The 19,671-nt window shown below is 42.0% G+C and carries 16 protein-coding genes; 4 read left to right on the top strand and 12 right to left on the bottom strand.

The genetic code is table 11. The annotated features are described in order from the left end of the window. Positions 1 to 3: 3 nt before the first annotated feature. The 3 genes from H6G03_RS04190 (at position 4) to H6G03_RS04180 (ending at position 6,671) form a co-directional block, all read left to right on the top strand. Positions 4 to 2,208 carry a tetratricopeptide repeat protein gene (locus H6G03_RS04190; RefSeq protein ID WP_190462380.1) on the top strand — a complete coding sequence of 735 codons (2,205 nt, stop codon included), beginning with the start codon at positions 4 to 6 and terminating at the stop codon, positions 2,206 to 2,208. Between the two features lie 378 nt (positions 2,209 to 2,586). Next, positions 2,587 to 6,135: a tetratricopeptide repeat protein gene (locus H6G03_RS04185; RefSeq protein WP_190462377.1), complete on the top strand. Its 3,549-nt coding sequence runs from the start codon at positions 2,587 to 2,589 to the stop codon at positions 6,133 to 6,135. 59 nt (positions 6,136 to 6,194) lie between these two features. Then, positions 6,195 to 6,671, top strand: coding sequence for a glycine-rich domain-containing protein (locus H6G03_RS04180; RefSeq protein WP_199315126.1), 477 nt, complete (start codon positions 6,195 to 6,197; stop codon positions 6,669 to 6,671). Here H6G03_RS04180 and H6G03_RS04175 read toward each other — a convergent pair. Further along, the gene (locus H6G03_RS04175) at positions 6,612 to 8,927 is read right to left on the bottom strand and encodes a tetratricopeptide repeat protein (RefSeq protein WP_190462376.1); all 2,316 of its coding nucleotides are present in this window, start codon (positions 8,925 to 8,927) and stop codon (positions 6,612 to 6,614) included. The two genes, H6G03_RS04180 and H6G03_RS04175, sit on opposite strands and share 60 nt — an antisense overlap. A gap of 136 nt (positions 8,928 to 9,063) precedes the next feature. Here H6G03_RS04175 and H6G03_RS04170 point away from each other — a divergent pair, with 136 nt between their 5' ends. Then, positions 9,064 to 9,525 (top strand): hypothetical protein, encoded by a 462-nt coding sequence (locus H6G03_RS04170; RefSeq protein ID WP_190462373.1) that lies wholly within the window; start codon positions 9,064 to 9,066, stop codon positions 9,523 to 9,525. Positions 9,526 to 9,796: 271 nt separating this feature from the next. On the opposite strand, the gene H6G03_RS04165 is transcribed toward H6G03_RS04170, so the two are convergent. From H6G03_RS04165 to H6G03_RS04115, 11 genes are all read right to left on the bottom strand, one after another. After that, complete coding sequence (locus tag H6G03_RS04165; RefSeq protein ID WP_190462371.1) at positions 9,797 to 10,639, bottom strand: ThiF family adenylyltransferase; 843 nt, start codon at positions 10,637 to 10,639, stop codon at positions 9,797 to 9,799. Next, positions 10,617 to 11,231 (bottom strand): hypothetical protein, encoded by a 615-nt coding sequence (locus H6G03_RS04160; RefSeq protein WP_190462368.1) that lies wholly within the window; start codon positions 11,229 to 11,231, stop codon positions 10,617 to 10,619. Before H6G03_RS04160 ends, H6G03_RS04165 begins: the two co-directional genes overlap by 23 nt. After that, entirely contained in the window at positions 11,209 to 11,934 is a 726-nt protein-coding gene (locus H6G03_RS04155) for a hypothetical protein (RefSeq protein WP_190462366.1), read from the bottom strand. The genes H6G03_RS04160 and H6G03_RS04155 overlap by 23 nt, the downstream gene beginning before the upstream one ends. Then, complete coding sequence (locus H6G03_RS04150) at positions 11,931 to 12,677, bottom strand: hypothetical protein (protein ID WP_190462365.1); 747 nt, start codon at positions 12,675 to 12,677, stop codon at positions 11,931 to 11,933. The genes H6G03_RS04155 and H6G03_RS04150 overlap by 4 nt, the downstream gene beginning before the upstream one ends. Positions 12,678 to 12,679: 2 nt before the next feature. Beyond that, positions 12,680 to 13,111 carry a hypothetical protein gene (locus tag H6G03_RS04145; RefSeq protein ID WP_190462363.1) on the bottom strand — a complete coding sequence of 144 codons (432 nt, stop codon included), beginning with the start codon at positions 13,109 to 13,111 and terminating at the stop codon, positions 12,680 to 12,682. A gap of 3 nt (positions 13,112 to 13,114) precedes the next feature. Beyond that, on the bottom strand, positions 13,115 to 13,489 hold the full coding sequence (locus H6G03_RS04140; protein WP_190462361.1) for a hypothetical protein: 375 nt from the start codon (positions 13,487 to 13,489) through the stop codon (positions 13,115 to 13,117). A gap of 65 nt (positions 13,490 to 13,554) precedes the next feature. After that, a complete protein-coding gene (locus tag H6G03_RS04135) occupies positions 13,555 to 14,172 on the bottom strand; it encodes a GIY-YIG nuclease family protein (RefSeq protein ID WP_190462359.1) in 618 nt (205 codons plus the stop codon). 7 nt (positions 14,173 to 14,179) lie between these two features. Further along, positions 14,180 to 15,619: a hypothetical protein gene (locus tag H6G03_RS04130; protein ID WP_190462357.1), complete on the bottom strand. Its 1,440-nt coding sequence runs from the start codon at positions 15,617 to 15,619 to the stop codon at positions 14,180 to 14,182. Further along, on the bottom strand, positions 15,603 to 16,058 hold the full coding sequence (locus tag H6G03_RS04125) for a hypothetical protein (protein ID WP_190462355.1): 456 nt from the start codon (positions 16,056 to 16,058) through the stop codon (positions 15,603 to 15,605). Before H6G03_RS04125 ends, H6G03_RS04130 begins: the two co-directional genes overlap by 17 nt. A gap of 3 nt (positions 16,059 to 16,061) precedes the next feature. Further along, on the bottom strand, positions 16,062 to 16,994 hold the full coding sequence (locus H6G03_RS04120) for a bifunctional DNA primase/polymerase (RefSeq protein WP_190462353.1): 933 nt from the start codon (positions 16,992 to 16,994) through the stop codon (positions 16,062 to 16,064). Positions 16,995 to 17,633: 639 nt separating this feature from the next. Further along, the gene (locus H6G03_RS04115; protein WP_190462351.1) at positions 17,634 to 19,643 is read right to left on the bottom strand and encodes an NACHT domain-containing protein; all 2,010 of its coding nucleotides are present in this window, start codon (positions 19,641 to 19,643) and stop codon (positions 17,634 to 17,636) included. Positions 19,644 to 19,671: the final 28 nt, after the last annotated feature.

Raw genomic sequence — 19,671 nt, 5'->3', positions numbered from 1 at the left:
TTGATGAGCGATCGCCAAAGCCCCGAACAAGTTTTGCAGAGCATTCTCAAGGATATTCAAGTTGGCGGCAACTTAACAACAGGGGACATTACCCAGATTTTGAATTTGCTGGTTATTGTCAAACAGCCCGACTCTTTCAAGCCAACTGAGATACCCCACAATCTTCCTCGCAGTGGTACAGTCAAGTTTGTGGGACGTGCAGAGGTGCTTGAAAACCTACACGAAATGGTGCAGCAGAATAACCAAGTGGTGATTGCTGCCATTGAAGGTATGGGGGGAGTCGGCAAAACGGAACTGGCAACCCAGTATGCTCTGCTTCATTTGCTGTTGCTCACCTATCCAGGCGGTATCTGTTGGCTACGGGCGAGGGATGAAGATGTTGGCATTCAGATAGTGCGGTTTGCTCAAGCCAAATTAGGGTTAAACCCCCCGGAAGATTGGGACTTACCGAGCCAAGTCGATTTCTGCTGGTCGCGCTGGCATGAAGGAAACGTGCTGGTGGTGCTAGATGATGTCAATGATTACCCAACGGTGGAGCCATACCTGCCGCCCCAACCCTCCCGGTTCAAGGTGCTGATCACGACACGGTTACAGTTGGATCTTCCCCAGTCATTCACACTTGATGTGTTAGATGAGTCAGCCGCGTTGGAACTTTTACAGGAATGGATTGGGGTACAGAAGATTAACCATGAGTTAGCAGATGTCAAAGAACTGTGTCAAAGGCTGGGCTATTTGCCACTAGCGCTGAATTTGGTAGGGCGCTATGTGAAGAAGCGGAAGATTTCTCTGGCAGAAATGCTGCGACGACTGGAAAAAAAAGGACTCAAGCACGAATCTTTGGAGCGGGACAAGAATGACCCCGCATGGACGCTGAATGTCAAGCGAGGAGTTGCTGCTGCTTTTGAATTGAGTTGGGAGGAGTTGAGTGAAGAAGCTCGGCAGTTAGGCTGTTTACTGAGTTTATTTGCTTTGGCTCCGATTCCTTGGGATTTGGTGGAAAGTGTAGAGACAGGGCAAGACGCTGAAGATTTGGAAGATGCCAGAGTTGAGTTGGAGAGTCTGCATCTACTTCAGGGTGAGGATACCTACCGTCTACATCAATTAATTCGGGAGTTTTTTCGGGAGAAGCTCGAACAGTCTGAGCGAGCAGATGAGCTGAAGCGAGAATTTGCAGGGGCAATGTCAGCAGAGGCAACGCAAGTCCCTCAGCAGAATGAATTAACTCGTGAGCAAATTGTTTCCCTCAGCCCTGTCATACCTCATCTAGCAGAAGTGGCTAACCATCTGACTGCCTATCTCAGCGATGAGGATTCAGCAAAGCCTTTTATCGGCTTAGGCTGGTTCTATGAAGGTCAAGGATTTTATGACAAAGCAGTGCTCTGGTTCGAGAAGTGCCTAGCTGTTACTCAAGCCCGTTTTGGATCTGAGCATCTTGCAGTAGCAGAAAGCTTTACTAATTTGGCATGGCTCTACACATCTCAAGGTCACTACAGTAAAGCAGAACCTCTGTTATTACAGGCTTTGGAACTCACAAAGAGCCTTTTAGGAGAGGAACACGCCCAAGTAACTACCAGCCTCAATAATCTGGCGTTGCTCTATAAATCACAAGGTCGTTATGGTGAAGCTGAATCCTTGTACATACAAGCCTTGAACCTGTACAAACGCCAACTTGGAGATGAGCATCATATGGCACAAAGCCTCAATAATTTGGCTGTGCTTTATCACTCTCAAGGTCGTCATAGCGAAGCTGAACCTCTTTATACACAAGCATTGGAGCTGTACAAGCTCCAGTTGGGCGAGGAGCATCGTGAAGTGGCACGATGCCTTAATAATCTAGCCAATATCTATAGTGAACAAGGTCGGTCTAGAGAAGCAGAGCCGTTGTTTATGCAAGCCTTGGAACTTAGGCAACGCCTTTTGGGAGAGGAGCATCCTGATGTGGCAAACAGTCTTTACAGTCTGGCAGTCATGTACTCATCTCAGGATCGCTACAGTGAGGCACAGCCTTTGTATGTGCAAACATTGGCGATTTGTGAACAGCGGTTCGGAGCGAATCATCCTCTTACAGTCAAGGTTCAGAAACGTTTTGCAAGATTCTTGAGGGATGCGATCGCAGAAGGATGCGCTGATTTAGAATCGTTGCCAGATAATCCAACAATTGAGGCAATTCTTGCTGAAGTTCAAGCAAGCCTTGAGCAATCTGAATAAAGTGGACATGATGCTGCTCCACAAGAGAGTTGCCTCCCCTTCAACTTCAAAACGCGATCGCTCTTATCTATCTATGCCTTGTCGCTTCTCTCAAAGTCTCTCCCACTAACTAAGTAGGTAGGCAGGAAAATTTATCGTTGAGATAAGGCAGAAGGCAGAGGGCAGAAGGCAGAAGGGAAGAGAGTTTTAGCTAGATTTACTTTTCGTTACATACTTCCGCTTATTTTCACCTTCCTACTTACTTCTGGGTTGAGAGCTTTCTCGAATGGGTAACTTGTAGACTCGTCATTTTGTTGAACGCTGTTCCAGAATAGAGGAATCAAATGTCCCAGATGAGCGGTGCTTTGAATCTGGGTGACTTGACTCAGGAGGGCTAAATTGACGAACGATCGCTCTGAAGATATTCCCAAGCATATACAGCAAGAGCTTCTCAAGAACAGTCAAGTTCAGGGAGATTTAACCATTAGGGACATCACGCAGATTGGGACTCAGTTTCTCATCTGCCCCTCTTCTGTCACTCCGATGACAGGAAAGTTTGGCCTCTTCAATCCAACAAAAATTACCCTCAACATCCCGTGCTATGCTGACTTTGTTGGAAGGGAACAAGTTATTGAAGATCTGATAGCTGCTACCAGTACAACTCGCACGATCGCTATACTAGGAATTCCTGGGATTGGTAAAACAGCTTTGATGGCTCAAATTGCATCTCGCTTTGAACAGAGCCGCGTTTTTTGGTACGAGTTTAGAGCGGAACTAGCATCTCTGGATGATACATTGATGCGCTTGGCTTCATTTCTTGACAGCCAGCCAGAGGCTGAGGGAAATCTCAGCGCTACAGTTCAGACTCATAGATTGTACAGAAGTTCTCTAATTGATCTGATTATTGAAAAGCTCAATCAAGCTGATTATTATATTTTTTTTGATTCCGTACATCATATTATCAAAGATTCAGACTTAGGTAGCTTTTTCTCAATTTTAAAAAATAACTTACAAAGAGGATTTTTTTTTGTAGCAGGACGTTATAAGCCTGATTTTTATACTCTGATTGATGAAGGTAAGAAAATAGTAAAAACAGTTCAACTAGATGGTTTGGATGAGCATGATATCCAGAATTTTTTTAAGAAGCGAGGAATTCCCATTGAACCTGAATTTGCTGAACTTATTGCCTCTCGCCTTGATGGGTTACCAATCGCTATTGAATTGATAGTTAATTTACTTAGAGAAAGTTTTTCAGAAAAAGACATACAGGCTCTGATTGAACAAGCTGAAGAACAAGTCATTGACCACTTATTTCAAACTGTTTACAACCAAATAAATTCAGATGAGAGAGATTTATTGACAATAGCTTCTTTTTTCATCCTTCCATTTTCTCAGGATAATTTAATAGGTGCTTATAAGGCTATTCTGGAAAAGAAGAATAGCCATACTAAAGTTTCTTTCACTAAACTTCAGCAACAATTTTTAATCGAACCCTTTAAATCAAACTTTTATAAAGTCCATGAAGTTATTCGTAGGCTGGCTATTAATTACGTTGATGAGCCTAACAATTATCAAATAAAACTTGCAGATTATCTTGTAATTCACGCTCCCGATGATGGTTTTAAGCAACTTGAGGCTGTATTACTTTACTACGATGCTGAGGAATTTAATCGAGCGGCTGAACTTGTAGTATCTCTTATTGATATGGGATTGCTTCCATACCACCCCGACTGGGCAGAAGGTCTCCTCGGAAAATTTGAGGAAGAGATGATTAGTCCTGAAAACTGGGTATGGTTAATTGGTAGTAAAGGCAATTTAGCTTTTTTCTGGCGGCAATATGAGGAGGCTGAGGATTGCTACAGAAGAATGTTAAAAATAGCTGAAAAGCTTCAGGATAAGGTAGCAGCAGCTATTGCTCTTCAACGAATGGGCATTGTATACCATGACCGAAATTATCAAATAGCTGAAACCAATTATCTTAATAGTCTTGCTCTAAAAAAGGAACTGAATGATTTAGAAGGTCAGGCACAAATTTACAGCCAGTTAGGAATGCTTTACACAACCCAGCATCGATTAGATGAAGCCTACATAGAATTAGATAAAGGACTAAAATTATTGGAAACTATTGATGCCCCAGATTGGCAAAAACAGCCTTTATACGGCAATTTAGGAATCTTGTATGCTGAACAAGGGGAGTGGGAAAAAGCGGTAAGATTTACCGAAATTGGGTGTCAAATTGCAGAAGAGATGAGTATGCCTGATGAGAGGGCAATGTCAATCTATAATCTCGGCTTACACGCAGCAGGTCAAGGAAATCAAGAAGCAGCTCGAGACTATTATCTGAAAGCGCTTGAGATCGCGAAAATATATGGTTTGTGGCATATTGAAGAATTAGCTCAGCTTGCTTTGGGAAAATATCAGTATGAATTGGGTGAGTATGACGAAGCCATTGCCTGTTTCCAAAAAGTTTTGGAAATACAAGAAAAGTTTAAAGATAGGGCTAAATTGGCAGTCACTTACTTTGATATTGGAAGTTTTTATTCTTTAAAATTTGATTATACCACAGCTCTCTATTACTACCAGAAGGGTAGCGATTTGTTTGAATATTTAAATACTGAGGAGCAAGTGCGAAATTTTTTAAGCAATATATATGTTTTAGCTAAAGAAGTAAGTGTTTCTCAGTCAATTTTGCATTCGCTCAAACTTTTAAAGAAGCGTTTGCTCGCTAATTCACCATCCTATGTACTAGCAAAGATATACGAAACACTGGGAAAAATTTATTTTGAAATTCTGCATAAAGATAGGGCTGGATTAGCTTGTCTGCGCCAAGAAATTAACTTATTAGCGCAACTAGAGCGCAAACAAGAGCAAGTAGAAGCGCTAGTAAGTTTCGCTCTTATTTATGAAGAAAGAGAGAATTACGAACAGGCTTTAGATACAAACACAGAAGGAATTAATATAGCTGAAGCAAGCAACCTTTATAATTTGGCAGGTGGTCTTTACTATAACCGAGCTAATTGCTTCACGAATCTTGAAATGTGGCAGCAAGCAGAGGAAGATTATCGCCGTTGTTTAGCACTTGCAGAACAAGCTAACGATACAGCCCTGCAAGAGTCAGCACTGCACAATTTAGGAGAAATGTATCGGCGCTGGAATCGCCCAGGAGATGCAATAAAATCTTTGGAATCAAGTTTAGAATCGTCTATCGAACGCGATGATATTGAGAGTCAAATTATAACTCTGAATAATTTAGGTTTAGCTTATGAGCAGCTATCTCAAGCACAAAAGGCACTAGAGTGCTTCAACGAAGCTTTGTCTCTCAGCTGTCAATACTATCGAAAGTGCGATGAATCAATAGTCCTTATCAGTCTAGGTAACTTTTACCTTGTGGATGAGCAGCCAGACAAGGCAAAGGATTACTATGAAAACGCTCTAGTTGCGGCACGCTTGGCAGAAGATACGAACTTGGAAGAGGATAGTATTCTCTCATTAGCTTATGCTCACCGACAACTAGGTACTTTTGACAAGATTGCAGAAGATTTCAAAGCCGTTGCAGAACGTACCTTTGAGCTGAAACATTATAAAAACTTTGTCAAGTTTTTAACCTTTGGTGGAAAAATAAATCTTGAAAAGGGTGAAGCACAGGGTTCAGCCGAGATGTTTGAGCAAGCGCTGTGGATAGCTTTTTTTATTGTAGTTGAGCGTTTTTCTCAATGTGGAACGCGGGTCAAACCATCTTTTCTCGCTTATGAATTGCGGCAAGTAATTGGTCAAATTTGTGACAATATTAAAGAGACTGTAGAAAAAGGTGCTGTTGAGCTTGCAAAAGGTATGTATAATACATTGCTAAGTAAGCTTCAGAATCCAGAACGCTGGAGCGAAGGTGAATCTTGGATTATTGATAGCCTAAAACCTATTGAAGACTATTTTACTAAACAGGTTGAGTAGCTAGCAATAGGAGTAAGTTAAGAGTAAGTTAATAGTTATAGCTAGGCAAAAGTCAAATTATGTTAGCTTTACAACCAGGTTTTTCTGTGGAAGACCAAGCATTTATGAAAAAGCTAGAAGAGCTTAACCTCGATCAAATTGCTTTTAGTCTTAGGCATCCTCAAAAAGGTTATGGTTGGGATCACGCACAGACTGTACTTGCGATCGCACGATATAAAATGTTTCTATTTTTGAACTATAAGCACCCTGAGTGTCAGCTTGTTCCAACCCAAGAAATCGATGAAGTTTGGCACCAACACATTTTGGATACCCAAAAGTATGCTCAAGATTGCCAAACACTGTTTGGTTATTTCTTACACCACTTTCCCTATCTTGGTTTGGGTGATGAGACCAAACATCAAGAGTGGCAGAGTTGTTCGGCTAAAACAGAATTTTTGTTTGAAAAATATTTTGGCGTTGGTGTGTTGTGTGAGGATCTAAACAGATGGACGACCACATACACTGAATTTAGGGCGAATCCCCAACATCTGCCGTAGTTGCAACGCTTTCTGGTGCATATTTTCAGCTTCAAAGTAACGTCCTTGTAAATAATAGACTTGTGCCAAATTGCCCAATACAATTGCCACATTAGGATGGTTTTTACCTAAAATTAATTTCCAGATAGTTAATGCTTTTTTATACATAATTTCAGCTTTGCTATAATAACGTTTCTCCTCATAAAGCGATGCTAAACTATTTAAGCTGAGTGCTACATCATAATGGTTATTACCTAGAACTGTCTGACGTATTTTTAATGCTTTTAAATGTGTAATTTCCGCTTTATGGTAATCTTTTTGCTTCTGATAAACTAAGGCAATATTATGAAGGCATAGCGCTACATTAGGATGCTCCTCGCCTAAAAGGTGTTTCCATATAGCCAGAACTTGTAAATATAAAGGTTCTGCTTCCCAGTAGCGTTCCTGGTTAAAGTAAAGTAGCGCTAAATTATTTAAGCTACGTGCTACATCAGAATGTTCTTCTCCAAGTAATCTTCGTTGCAATTCTAGAGCTTGTAGGTGCAGAGTTTCAGCTTCATAAAAACGCCCTATATTCCGGTAGAGTGCTGCTAGATTGTGTAAACAAAATGCGACATCGGGATGTTCTTCATCTTTCCAAAGCTTTTTCCCCATTTCTAAAGCTTGCGTGTAAAGAACTTCAGCTTCGGAATAACGTCCTTGGCTTCGGTAAAGCATTGCCAGATTATTCATGTTGCGTGCTATATCAGGATGCTCTTCCCCTAAAAACCGTCGTTGCAGTACCAAAGCTTGCAAGTAAAGAGGTTCTGCCTCTGAATATCGGCTTTGAAGCCAATAGAGCCATGCCAAATTGTTGAGACTACGTGCTATATTGAGATGCTCTTCCCCTAAATGTTTTTGCACGGCTGATAAACTCTTATTATACCAGGGTTCTGCTTGCTGATACAAACCTTGTCCTTCGTAAAATTTACCTATCTTACTGAAAGTTAAATTTAATTTCTCGTCGTCAAAATAAGTAGTTAGGGATGTCGCTACTTCTGCTATGTGAGGGACGAATATAGATAAAGCCTGAACTTGCTGTTGGGTAATAATGTCAGGAAATTGCTCAGCTAGCTTCACTGCTGTTTGACAAACTGAATTTTTCAACCGCTCCGCTTGAGCTAACCCTAACAACTTCTTCTGCAAAAACTGTCGGATAAGCTCATGCAAGCGATAAGTTTTAGCTCCTATACGTTGCAGCAGATGCAAATTCAATAAAGTATCATCTCTGATCTCCTCTAGTTTTTCTGAATTATGCTCAAGTGCAGACTGTTCTACTAATTCCCAAGGAAATGGAGCTAAAGCTAATAAACTTAGTAAACAACCTATCTCCTGAGCAGCAGGACTTAACTCTTGCCAACTCAGATCAAAGGCAGCAGCTACCCCCAATTGGGCAGTCATGTCTTCTTGTGGCTTTTGCAATGACGATTGTTCTAGCCGCTTTTCCTGCAACCGTTGCAACATTTCTTGTAAAGACAAGTCAGGTTTTCGCTCCAAGTACCGCCCAACTAATTCCAACCCCAAGGGCAGATAGCCAAGCCATTTACAAAGGGTTTTCCCAATCCAGGGCTCTTGTTGCAGTCGTTCTCGGCCTATTAACAATTTAAGTAAAGCTATTGCTGCTTTAGGTTTGAGTACGTCTAATTCCAGCCTTTGTGAGGATTTTAATAACCGCTTTCGCGTTGTCAGCAGCAGCTTGAAACGAGAAGCAGAGGGTGGCAGGTAAGGCTTAACTTGGGTATAGTTATTGACATCATCCAAAATAATTAAGACATCTCCTTCACGCCAACGCTGCCAACACCAACGCACCTGGTTGGGTAAATCCAAATCATCAGAAGGATTTAAATTCAGATAAGTTTTGGCAAAATTGACGATTTGAAAGCCTATATCCTGCTCTCGTGCTTGTAACCAGCAGATCCCTCCTTGGTAAGCTTCCTGGTGAGCTAGTGCATATTGGATTGCCAGTTCTGTTTTGCCAACTCCTCCCATACCAGCGATCGCATAAATTACAACCCGCTCCCTCCCCTGCAACTTCCGGTGTAAGGTTTCCAGTTCGCCAAATCTTCCAGCAAACTCAACAGTACCGCTATAAGGGAGGTTTTGGGGAATCTCCGTTGGTAGAGGGACATTACTCTGATTTACACTTTGGGTAATATTGCCAACTGTCAGATTTCCCCAAACTTGAACATAGCTGAGGGCGCTCTGCTGGATTTGGTTGTGCTCAGAACTACTGCTCATACCTTTGGCTCTCCTCAGTCAAGTAGCCAAACTCTACATTCTCAACCTTATAACTAGCCATCACATGGTTTCGGTATTGTTATTTAGCTAGGAGTAGGCTACAACCAAATTAACACTATCTGAAGAGTGAAATTTTATGGAACCAGTGTCCTTGACAGCAGCGGCCATTGTAAGCTTAATTTTTTCGGAAGCCCTCAAAGAAGGCGGAAAAGCACTAGGAAAAGGCGTCTCCGACCAAATTGGTCAGCTCCTGAGTGCTATCCGGCAGAAGTTTCAGGCTGCTGGAACCGAGGGGTTGCTGACACGAGCGCAAGAAAATCCTACGGAGAAAAATACCGCCAAGTTACAGGATGAACTAGAAACTCAGATGGAGGAAGATCAAACTTTTACCGCTCGGTTGAAGGAACTGATGACTCAGCTTAGGGCGAATGAAACGGTTAATCAAATAGTCCTTAAGGGTGTTAAAGTACAGGGTAAAGCAACGCTAGGCGATATAGAACAGGAAGCTACGCCAGGTAATTCGGTTAATCAAGAGGCTTTGGTTGATTCAGAATTTGGTAGCGACCTCAATCTAGGCAATATAAAGCAAAAAGGTTAAAAGGATAAGCAGTGCTCATCCTTTTAGGAAGTTTAGCAAAGCAGAAATAAACATTTAGCCTATTGCTCTTAATTGATGCCTTAAAGCATACTTTTACAGCCGAGCCTGCTTTATCTGACGCTATGCAGTCTGGTATCATTTGACAACTTGGAAGTGTTAGCTGGACAGTTTTTGGTTTTATAGTATATTTGATAAAAATTTGTTCAGCTATCAACTCCCCCGAATGTTTGGATAAAAGGTATGTTTTTTCTTCTTTAAACTCCGTTCAAACTTACAAAGAACTCAACGTTTCCTGGGAAGTATATCGAGAACGGCTACTTCCACTACCGCAATGGAAATAAGTAGCGAATCGACGTAAACTTTTTGTCAGTACCAACTGTGACAACATCTCAATAGCTTCCGCAGCAACTCGTTGATTGATAAAGAGACTCTGAGCATTCATAGCCGCTATTTCCGCGCAGGAAAGTTGTTGAAGAGATAATTCCTCTGGTTGTGGAACAAGCAAGTCGGGATGTTGAAAGCTGGGAGATGGAAGATTAACACAAAAGTTGGGATTATTCAGGTCATTAAACGCTCTTTCTGGCTCAAAGTCGTTAGTCGAACCAAGCAAAACTTGTCCGGCGGGAACTCCTTGACCAAAGTTACCACAATCCATCCACCAAACTCTTGTAAGTTCCCTATTGGCGTGATAATAGTCTATTGAATCCAAAGCTTTGCCAAGTTCTGTTCTAGCTGCACTATTATCAACACAACCAATCAAAATAATGAGTTTGTGCCATTGTCGTTTCACCATTTCCACAGAGAAGGAATTTGCGTAAGCACCCAGCTTTATCCCATAAGCAAGGCTATATCGAGTTGCCAAAACTTCGGCTTTGTTGAAACCAATATCCGCATCACAAAAGTTTTGACGCGGTACGTTAAGGTGATCCACCACATCAAAATCAACCAAAGTTCCTGACGCTGCAATACCACCCTTTTCTAAAGCTACAATCAACCTCGCTAACATCGGTGCTAGAAATCCTCCTGTTCCCCCACAACCAACCAGGAAGAATTGGATTTGTTTGTGGGGAGTTAGGAGAATAGGAAGTGCATTAGGGTATGAGGAGTCTGACATAATCAACTAAGGTAGCGTCGTAAATTTTTGTCGGGATATCGAAAACCAAATAAGCGGGAATTTCCCAAAATACTTGATGGTAAATACCCACTCTCAACCGCAATGTCGGTTGGCTAAAAATTGTGCCGATGACTCCATATATTTTGAAGCCTGATTCCTCAGAGTCATCTTGAACAGAAAAGTTAGCAGGTAAAACGTGATGACTGTGAATTTCTATCAATACATTCGGAGAACTATCTAATCGGGTAACAGTTACCTCTTTGTTAATTTGGGCTGGAATCTTAAGTTTCCATGCTTGTTCGTAGTACAAATGGAAGAGTATTTCATTCGGTGCAGCTTGTTGGGAAAGCTGCAATATTTTTTCTACCAATTCACGGGTAACCAGAGGATATTCGAGATGAAACTCAGGTTCGATTTTCTCTAGTCCGGGGATATTACATTCAACCAGTGGTGCAATGACACTCAATCCATCTCTCACGGCTCGGATAAAAACTCCGTTACCTGCTAGAATGAACTCGTACATAGAAGCGTTGCAGGCAGGTAGGGGTTTTTTATGAGCAATTAAGTAGTTAATTAAAGGTAGTTGATTCATAACTTTGTTTCACCATGAATTCGATGAGTTCTCTAATAGTTTTTGGGCGAGTGGGGTAATCAACTAAATCCCGCAACGGATAACTCCGTTTTTGATGTTTATGCAGGTAATTTAGTTGTTTTGCGATATCTGATGGGAATATTTTTGATTTGCCACCAACGCTATCGCCATTGAATGGACTGCTACCAAATAATTGCCATACAAATTCAATAGTCTCGCTGCTAGCATCGGGAATGGAATTGTTGCCGAAGCAAATTCCTCCTGAAGTATTAATATTGGGTAATGGTGCGTGGAATACTTGGGCATTTGGGTCAAATTGCTTGGTTTTAACTGCCCAAATAAAATATTGGCGACCGATACCCATTAACACTAATCCAGGTAATGGTATAGAAAAAATTTGATTTTGAGCATCCCCAGTAAAGGTAAGTTGATTATTTGTTGATGGGGGGATAAATTTGACAATGAAAGTTCCTTTGGTAGTGCTTCCCCACCTGACAATGCCACTGGGGAGGAACCCAGAGTCAACTGGTAATTGAGAAAACGCATTTCGGACAGCTTCTGATGAGATGAATTTGGTGAAGATTTGGTCATCTTGTTGGTATCTTAGTAAATATTGACCTTCAAGTATGTAGAGGGAAGCGAGGATGTCTTTGGGTGCGATCGCATTTATAAACGACCGACTTTCTAAGTTTGCTAAATTCATAATTTGGCTGGGTTTGCATCATTCCAAAGTTGGACAACGGCAAGTTTATTTTGGTTACTTTCTTTCAGCCAGAGACGAAGTAATTCTGCTTTTTGGCAGAAGTCTTCTGCTAATAACCAATCAGCAGCGAGGATAGAAAGGTTTGATGGCGACCACTCAAAGTAGAAAGTAGATTCTTCAGTTTCATCAAGCCAAATACTACCTGTACTGTGGTCGATAATACCGATCGCTTCATAGAGATAGCATAAAGGTTCCTCTGCTTGGCTACATAGCTGCTTGAATTGGTCGAAATCAATTCGATCGGCTGTAATTACTGAACCTGGATTTATGCCAAAATGAGTTGACCAATCGCCTTGTAGATAGGTTGAGTCATACAGACATATTAGAAATTGTTGACTCAGGTCGAATTCTTCTATTTCCCTTTGGTAGAAATCGAGTTCTTGAGACCAGAAGGGAATAAAAGGCAGTCTTTCTTCCCATTCAAAGCAATCTAAACCGAGTGGAAATAGTTGAGAATTAACCAATTCTAAAAATTGTACTTCTCTGGGAGAATACGGACAGCTAGAAACCTGCGGGAAGTAAGATGCGGTGGATTTTTCCCATTCATGGGGAAAGTTGGCTTTGTAGAGAGAAAGTAAAACCGTACTTTCTCTAAGTTGCGTTAAATAATCGAGTCCCTGTCCGACAGAAACAGGGACTTGACAAGAACGCAAATGTGTAATGGCAGCAGTTGTAACTGACATTATTAGAAGTTAGGAATTGGATATTTAGAAGGGATGGGGGGAGAAGTGGTTAAATGTGCTATAGTACTGATGGTAGCTTTAGTTGCTTGTTCTCCTTGTGCGATCGCTACTTCAATTTCTTCCGAGATACTCACCAGAGTTTCTAATGTTAATTGACCCAGAATTTCCAGTTGTTTGAGTTTCCAACTAAGGGAAAGTGCAGGATTAATTAACTCTGGTGCAGTTTGCAGGGACTTGATGAGGTTGAAGTTACCTTTAGTACCTACCTTTTTGACGATTTCTATATGTTCTTCGCCGTCTACAACTTTCCTTGATATAGTTGCATTGGCGACATCTGGATAGAAAGGTAGCAAGGTATTGACGATGCTTTCGTCTGTGACAGATTGTTCGGGAGTCAGGGGGATTTTTTGACCTTCAAGGATGACTATAGACATAGTTTAAAACAAAGTTAGTTGGTGTTTTTGAGGAGAAGTAGTCGAGGTCTGAGTGGATGAGGGAACTGGGGGTGGCGCTTCCACTTTTCGTTGCTTATAGTTCTGTGAGATTTCCTCTGTTTCTTGTTCTTCTGCTAATTTCAAAGCCGCCGCTTTTCTTTCAGGTAGTTCTGCTTCTAATTGGGATAACATCTTCGTAATTAGAGTGGGGAGTTCTAACTGTTCTACGGTGGTGCTGGTGATGATAGGTGGGGAGTTTTTGATGCCTACAGCTAATACCGCATTTCGAGGCTGATTTGCATCAGTTTTGGGTAATAACTGAATGTGAATTAGAATGGTGTTCTGGTTAAAATCGTACTGTGTTTCTAGGTTTGACATAATTGGGGTGAAAGTGTATTTATATTTTTCTTTCCTACCTTCTGCATAAAAGCCTTATGCCTTCTTCATTGGCAATGTTCAAGCCAGGATAATAGTTGGGTTAGTTGTTCTGAATTCAATTCAAACCATTCTCCTTTCTGTCTGAAATGTGCAAATTTGCAATGAGCCGCTTTTTCTAAAGACACTGCATCAAGGGAGAAGAAAGTTTTCACAACTGTTAATTGAGTGGCACAGGATGTCTGCAATGTTTTCAGGCGTTTCTGGAAGTTGGTGGTGCGGCCAATTTTGTAGAGGTTGCTTGACCCTGAACGCACTATGTATATGTATCCATTGCGGTTGTTTGTTGCATTCGTTTTGGATAATTCAGAAATTCTGCGTTGATTCAGCTTTATGCAAATTATCCCAGCTAGAAACAATTCTGGTTCATGGCAATAATCAATTTGGATTAAGCCTAATTTATGCAAAAGTTCTAGAGAATGCTTGACCTCATCAATGGGTGCTTTGAGTGCATCCGCCAGTGCAGTTATACTACTGAATATTGGATGATAAGGGTCTTTGTGTTGAGTTACATTTCCTAGTAGTTCCAGCAGGAGACATACAGCTAGATGGTCGCAGTATAAGCCGGATGAGTTAGCTATAACGATACTGGTGTACCATGAATTTAGATGAAAATTCACATTCATTTTTTGGCTATCTATGCAGATGTTTGGTTAAGTTCCAGTTCGCTACAGTTTGCAGATGTCGTAGTCGTGCGTTGAGTGTTTTTTGGCGGGGAAATTGAGCCAAATAAAAATACTTGGCTTTCATTTGATTGTTTAGGTGTTGGATTTCGGGATGATAGTTGGGTTTTAGGTCACTCAAATGTCCCAGTTCTTTTTTGATTCTTCGCCACCAAGAACGCGCTACTGATTTTGATGCAAAACCTACGATAGCCTGGTAGAATTTGCGATCGGCACTCTTGACATAGCCTACTTGGTCAGAAATTTTTACCAGTACGATCGGGCTGATAAAATTTTGTTGAAGTTCTGGTAGACTATAGTTATCTGTGCTTTCCTCATGTTGCCACAGGATTGATACTGGTTTGTCCGATCGAGGCTCTAGGTCTACTACAGTGCCAAATTGGTAATCGTAGGTACTATGAGGGTTATTGTGTAGACGGCTAACAGCTTTGGGAGTGGATTGGACTGTGCTCAAGCCTATTTTAAAACCAAGCATTCCGATTGCATTTTTCTGTTCCTTTAAGTGGGAGGAAAAGGCACTTTTCCATGCAGCATCTTTATCTGTTTGGAGATAGTCTTCACCTTGCAAGTATTCGCTGCGATCGAACTGGTTTTTTAGATGATATTCTATTTCTGGATTGTTGTGAAGTTGTTCGAGAATATCTGCTGGATAGTTGAGAGATAGCCATAGAGAAATAAGGGTTTTGAGTTGATGGAAATTTAGATGATTAGCTGCTTCTAGAAATGCTCTTGATGGTAGTTCGTTCACACAGGCGAGAGGGATACCTGGGAAATTTTCGAGGGGGAAAAGCCATTCTTGAGATCGAGCGAGCAAGTGATAACCATCTGCGTTGATTTCTTTTAGCCAGAATAGAGTTTCTGCCCATTGGAATAGTTCACCCTTCTCTGTAAGTACCAAAGTGCCTGCTGGGATAATGAGAAATGTTTTTTGAGGGATAAACAAAGGTAATGGCTCTATTTTTAGCACCCTTAAATCATCTAAGGAATACCAAAATTTTAGCTCAATTTTCTCACTTCCTGCTGACCACCAATAAATTTGGATAGGGGTGTGCGAATCTGGTATAATTTTGTTAACTATGCCAAAATTATTTTTATTGGTTATTAGCGTTCCCTTATGAAAAGGTGCTGTGGGAGATGTGGGTTTTATGGGGGCTAAGACTTTAATTACTTTATTAGTGACTGTGGTTGTGTTTTGTTGGGGAAGAATGGCGGGGATAGATAGGGAAAAGCTAGACAAATTTTGGATAATGTGACTCGATTGATTCCCGTTTTGGTTGGTAAGAGACATATTGAGAAACTTGGCACCAATGGGTGAATGAAAGAAGTTAGGAAGCACCATTGATGCCAAGCGCGTCAGCGCTATGTTATCTTGCTTATACTGGAGAAACAATAAATTCGTTTAGACGCGGAAGTAGTCGTTGGTAACAAAGCGGCGGCGGTAGTTGGGGAATTGAAACACCTTGGATTAAGAAGTCTCCGTTGTTTCCTCCAAACCAAACTAAGACTAATACTTTCCAATTAGGATCGTATTCAGCGACGCGGTGTGCTGTTTCTGTGTCTGGCCATTTTCCTCCTAGTAAAGCTTGGAAGTTATTGCTTTTTTCGCCTATGTAAAAGCCGAGCAGAGTATCTAAGTTCCATTGGGGTTGTTTGTCAAGGTTTCTTTTTGATAGTTGGTTGTAGGAACTGTTATCAATTGCTACGCATCCTCGACCTTCTTCTAGGTAACCTTGCCAGCCAACGGCGGCGATTAATTCGTAGTTTAAAGTGAGAAAATGCAGACGATTTTGGTCGTCGTTTAAGGAGTATAGATGGTGATTTGGGGACATGAATTATGAATGGAGAGCGTAGTAATGTAGGGTGCGATCGGTGATTCCAAAGCCTCTAAAACTTGACCACTTGTATTGGCATTCACCTGGTTTGTATTTGCTACTTAGTTGACTCCAGGTATCCCAGTCTGGTAAGAGAGAATTGCTGATGTATTTGAGTGCCATACCGATAAAAATCCACGATTGATAATTGTCTGCATAGTGCGGATGGATTACTTCTAGCAGTAGTCGGGCGAGTGTAATGTTGGTTGCACAGGTATTTCTTGATGGGCCAACTATGATGGATTTGCGATCGCAAACTGGGACAATCGTTTTGAATCCTTTTGATTTTTGGAGTTCTGCTTGGGGTGCAGTCAGTACTTGTACGATCCAATCGGGTGCTGGTGCTACCGGGGTGGTATCGGGTCTGTGAATCCAGTGGTAATGACCAGTTAGGGGATGGGGCGACGGGGGGAGAACTGATTGATGTCCCTCGCCACGAAGTTCCAGAGCTTCACCTGGGGCTGTAATAATGCGGCGCGATTTGAACATCTTTGGCAAAGAAGGAAGTGTAAATAAATATTGTGCTCTCCCCTCTCTTCCAGAAGTGAAGGCGACAGTAGAAGGTAAACCTTCACCGCGAGATAGTTGGTCAACTAAAGCTATTGCACTGTTGCCATCGATATCAAGTGCTAATAGAAATTCTGTTTCTGTCTGACCGCACAGTAGCCCTATTCCAGGGGGAGTTACGTAGTAAGGTTGGCGATCTTTTCCTAATACGGCAATAGACCCTTGTTGAGTCAGATCTTTAAGCATTTGAAGCGGTGAGAAAGGATGTTGTTGCCATGAATATCCCAGAGGTTGTTTGTTGTGGTTAACGGGAACTATGCGCCAATGAGGTGGGAGAATCTTTAGGGTATCGAGTAGTTTTTGAGGTATTGATGAGTTAGCCTTCATCTGGAGAATTAAAGCATTGTTAGTAACTTTTGAATAAAGGTAAAATTTATAAAGGTTGATTATTTTTTTTTGTGATTATTTGGCTTTGTGCCAATAGTTAATAATACAGATAGCTGCTATAAAAGTTATCTAAACAATTTTTCATTAATAAAATATGTCATTTAGGCTTTAATAAAAATGCGCGTCAGCGCATTACCGCTCTTGTGTCACTCGCTTGCAGGGAAAAAATAGTAATCGACTGACCAAGTATGGAAACAGCGATTTGGATATCTTAGTAGAGCTTTTTAATCTCATTTCCAAGCTGGAAATATTATATTTATACTGGGCTGTATGCTGGTTTTTTTGGAATAGTAATTATGGCAAGTAGGCTCGCGAGTGATAGTTTCGTAGATTGTACCTATAAATATAACTGTAAAATTTGATTCCCCTTACACGTAGTTACCCCTCTTCTGTCACTTTGGGTGATCGCAAACGCTGAAACCCTGATGTAAGGCGAGTTTTCCCAATTGAATTATGTTTTTTAGTTTCTATCAAAAACTCACCGCTCAAATTCTTAACTAAGAAGGCTTTCATAATTTAGCTTCAATCGTGATTTTCCGAGAGTGACAGAAGAGGGGTATGGTTTTCAGATCCATATTTCTAGGCGCAAGATCCGAGTTTCTCAATCTCCGCGATTGGTAACAACAACGTTTCCTCAATCTCCATCCTCACTTCATTATTCACTGTACAACTGTTATTTAGGCAATCTACCAGCAACTTGTTGGCATCGTAATAGTGCCGGAGCAATTGATGTTGCTCATTGCTGAACTGCCAATCGTGTCCGATGTTGCAATAGTCTATTATGACTGCTCGCAGTTGCTTTATCCAGGCTTGCCCATTAATTTGCCACCATTGCTGGAAGTTTTCCCAGTTGTCTTCAGATATATGGGGTAGCTGGTTTCCAAGCATTTGCAGGTTGCGATCTAATTCCGGCTTGTTGAGGGTACGAACAAGGGTTTGGGCGAGCTTGATATCAAGGCTGCGGTTGCGAGGGTGGTTAAGGCTGTAACCAAGAGCAAGGGCATAAGTGTGACTGCGTTCACGGGCAAAGAGGGCGCACTCTTGGGTAAGATTACGGTCAAGGGCGAGGGCAAGAGTATAGTCGCGATTACGGTCGCGGTCAAGGGCAAGGGCGAGGGCGTCTGAAAGAGTGCGTTCAATGTCGAACCCATGAGCGAGGACGATCGCAAAATAGAAAGCCCGAATCGCAGCAGGCTTATAGGGGGCTTGTACAGAAGTAGATTTCTGCTCCACCCAAGTTAAGAACTCCTGCAACTTGGCACTCTCTACCAACGCTCGATCGATCTGCTGCTTCATCAATTGCACGAGTCGATCCGTAGGTTGCAGCATCTCCGTTGCCAACAGAAACACCTCCCGCCAAGGAGGTTCTATCACATGAGTGGCGAGGGCTGGTAAATCCCTCGATTGCAGGTAATGGCAAGCAGTGAAATATTCCTGAAACGTCAGGTGCGAGAATGACCAAATCCGCTGTGCCCGTTCGATGAGTAATCCATGCTGTGTCTCTATTGCCTTGAGGACAGGGCTACTGTCTGTGGAGGAAATCTGGAGATGCTCGGCAATGTAGCCCTCAATTTCCTGTTGCTCAAACAACACAAAGTTTTCTAGTTGTTGGAACTTGCGAAATGCCAGCTCGCTCAGCAGCTTTTCCTTTTGCTCCAGTGTTAGCTGCCGATAGATTCCGTTACCAACCTCTCGTGTAATTTCCCGGTCTTCATCCCACTGCTTCAATAAGAGATTCAGCCCATCTCGGTATAATGCAGATCTCTGTTTGGGCAGATCCTGCAAGTCACTAAACACTGAACAGGTCAAACTCAACAAGATGGGAGTCACTGCCAAGTCAGCAATTTGCCGATTTGACTCCAGCTTTTCTAGGAACTGCTCCTTTAATGCCGTTCCCTGCTTGGGGTCTGTAAAGGATGCAGTAAACCAGTTTTCGACAAAGATTCTGACTTGCTCCGGACTAAAGTCTGCAACTTCGACGTACTCAAAGGGAGTGGGTAGATTGTATTCCGTCGTTTGGGTTCGGCAGGTGAGGATGATGTGGTTTTGGTCGTAGTCCTCTACAAACTTAACAATTTGATTTCGCACTGATTTACGAAACTGACTGGATACCTCATCCAACCCATCTAACAAAATCAAAACCCAACCCTGCTTAAGGATTTGCTCCGTCTGCTGCTGTTCCGGCAGCCTCAAGGCTTGATGAATTAAACGCAGTAAATCAAACTGACTGGCGTCTACATCTCTCAAGGCAATCAAAACTGGGATATGCCCCGGTAAAAACTCACCCCGGCAACAGGCAACCGCTAGATGCTGCAAAAAGGTACTTTTCCCGGCACCTGGTTTACCCAGCACCATCAACTTGTCCAACCGTCGAGCAATTTCCAATCCTTGCGCCCGTTTGTCACTTTGCCGTGCCCCTAAGCCAAGGCGATCGAAATACCTCAACGGATCAACCCCGTTCAACAAGTCCTCAATTTCTGCCCGAAATCGACTGGTCACTCTCTCCAGCAAATAGACCTCAACATACAGCTTGTCTACTTCCACCTGCTGGAGATTAAATAAGCGAATCTTGCTATATTTCCTTTCCAATTTAGAGCAGTGGTGCGATCGCACTTTC

Origin of the sequence: Aerosakkonema funiforme FACHB-1375, from assembly GCF_014696265.1 — a bacterium.
In the GTDB taxonomy this organism is placed as follows: domain Bacteria; phylum Cyanobacteriota; class Cyanobacteriia; order Cyanobacteriales; family Aerosakkonemataceae; genus Aerosakkonema; species Aerosakkonema funiforme_A.
This window is presented reverse-complemented; position numbering and strand designations above follow the sequence as displayed.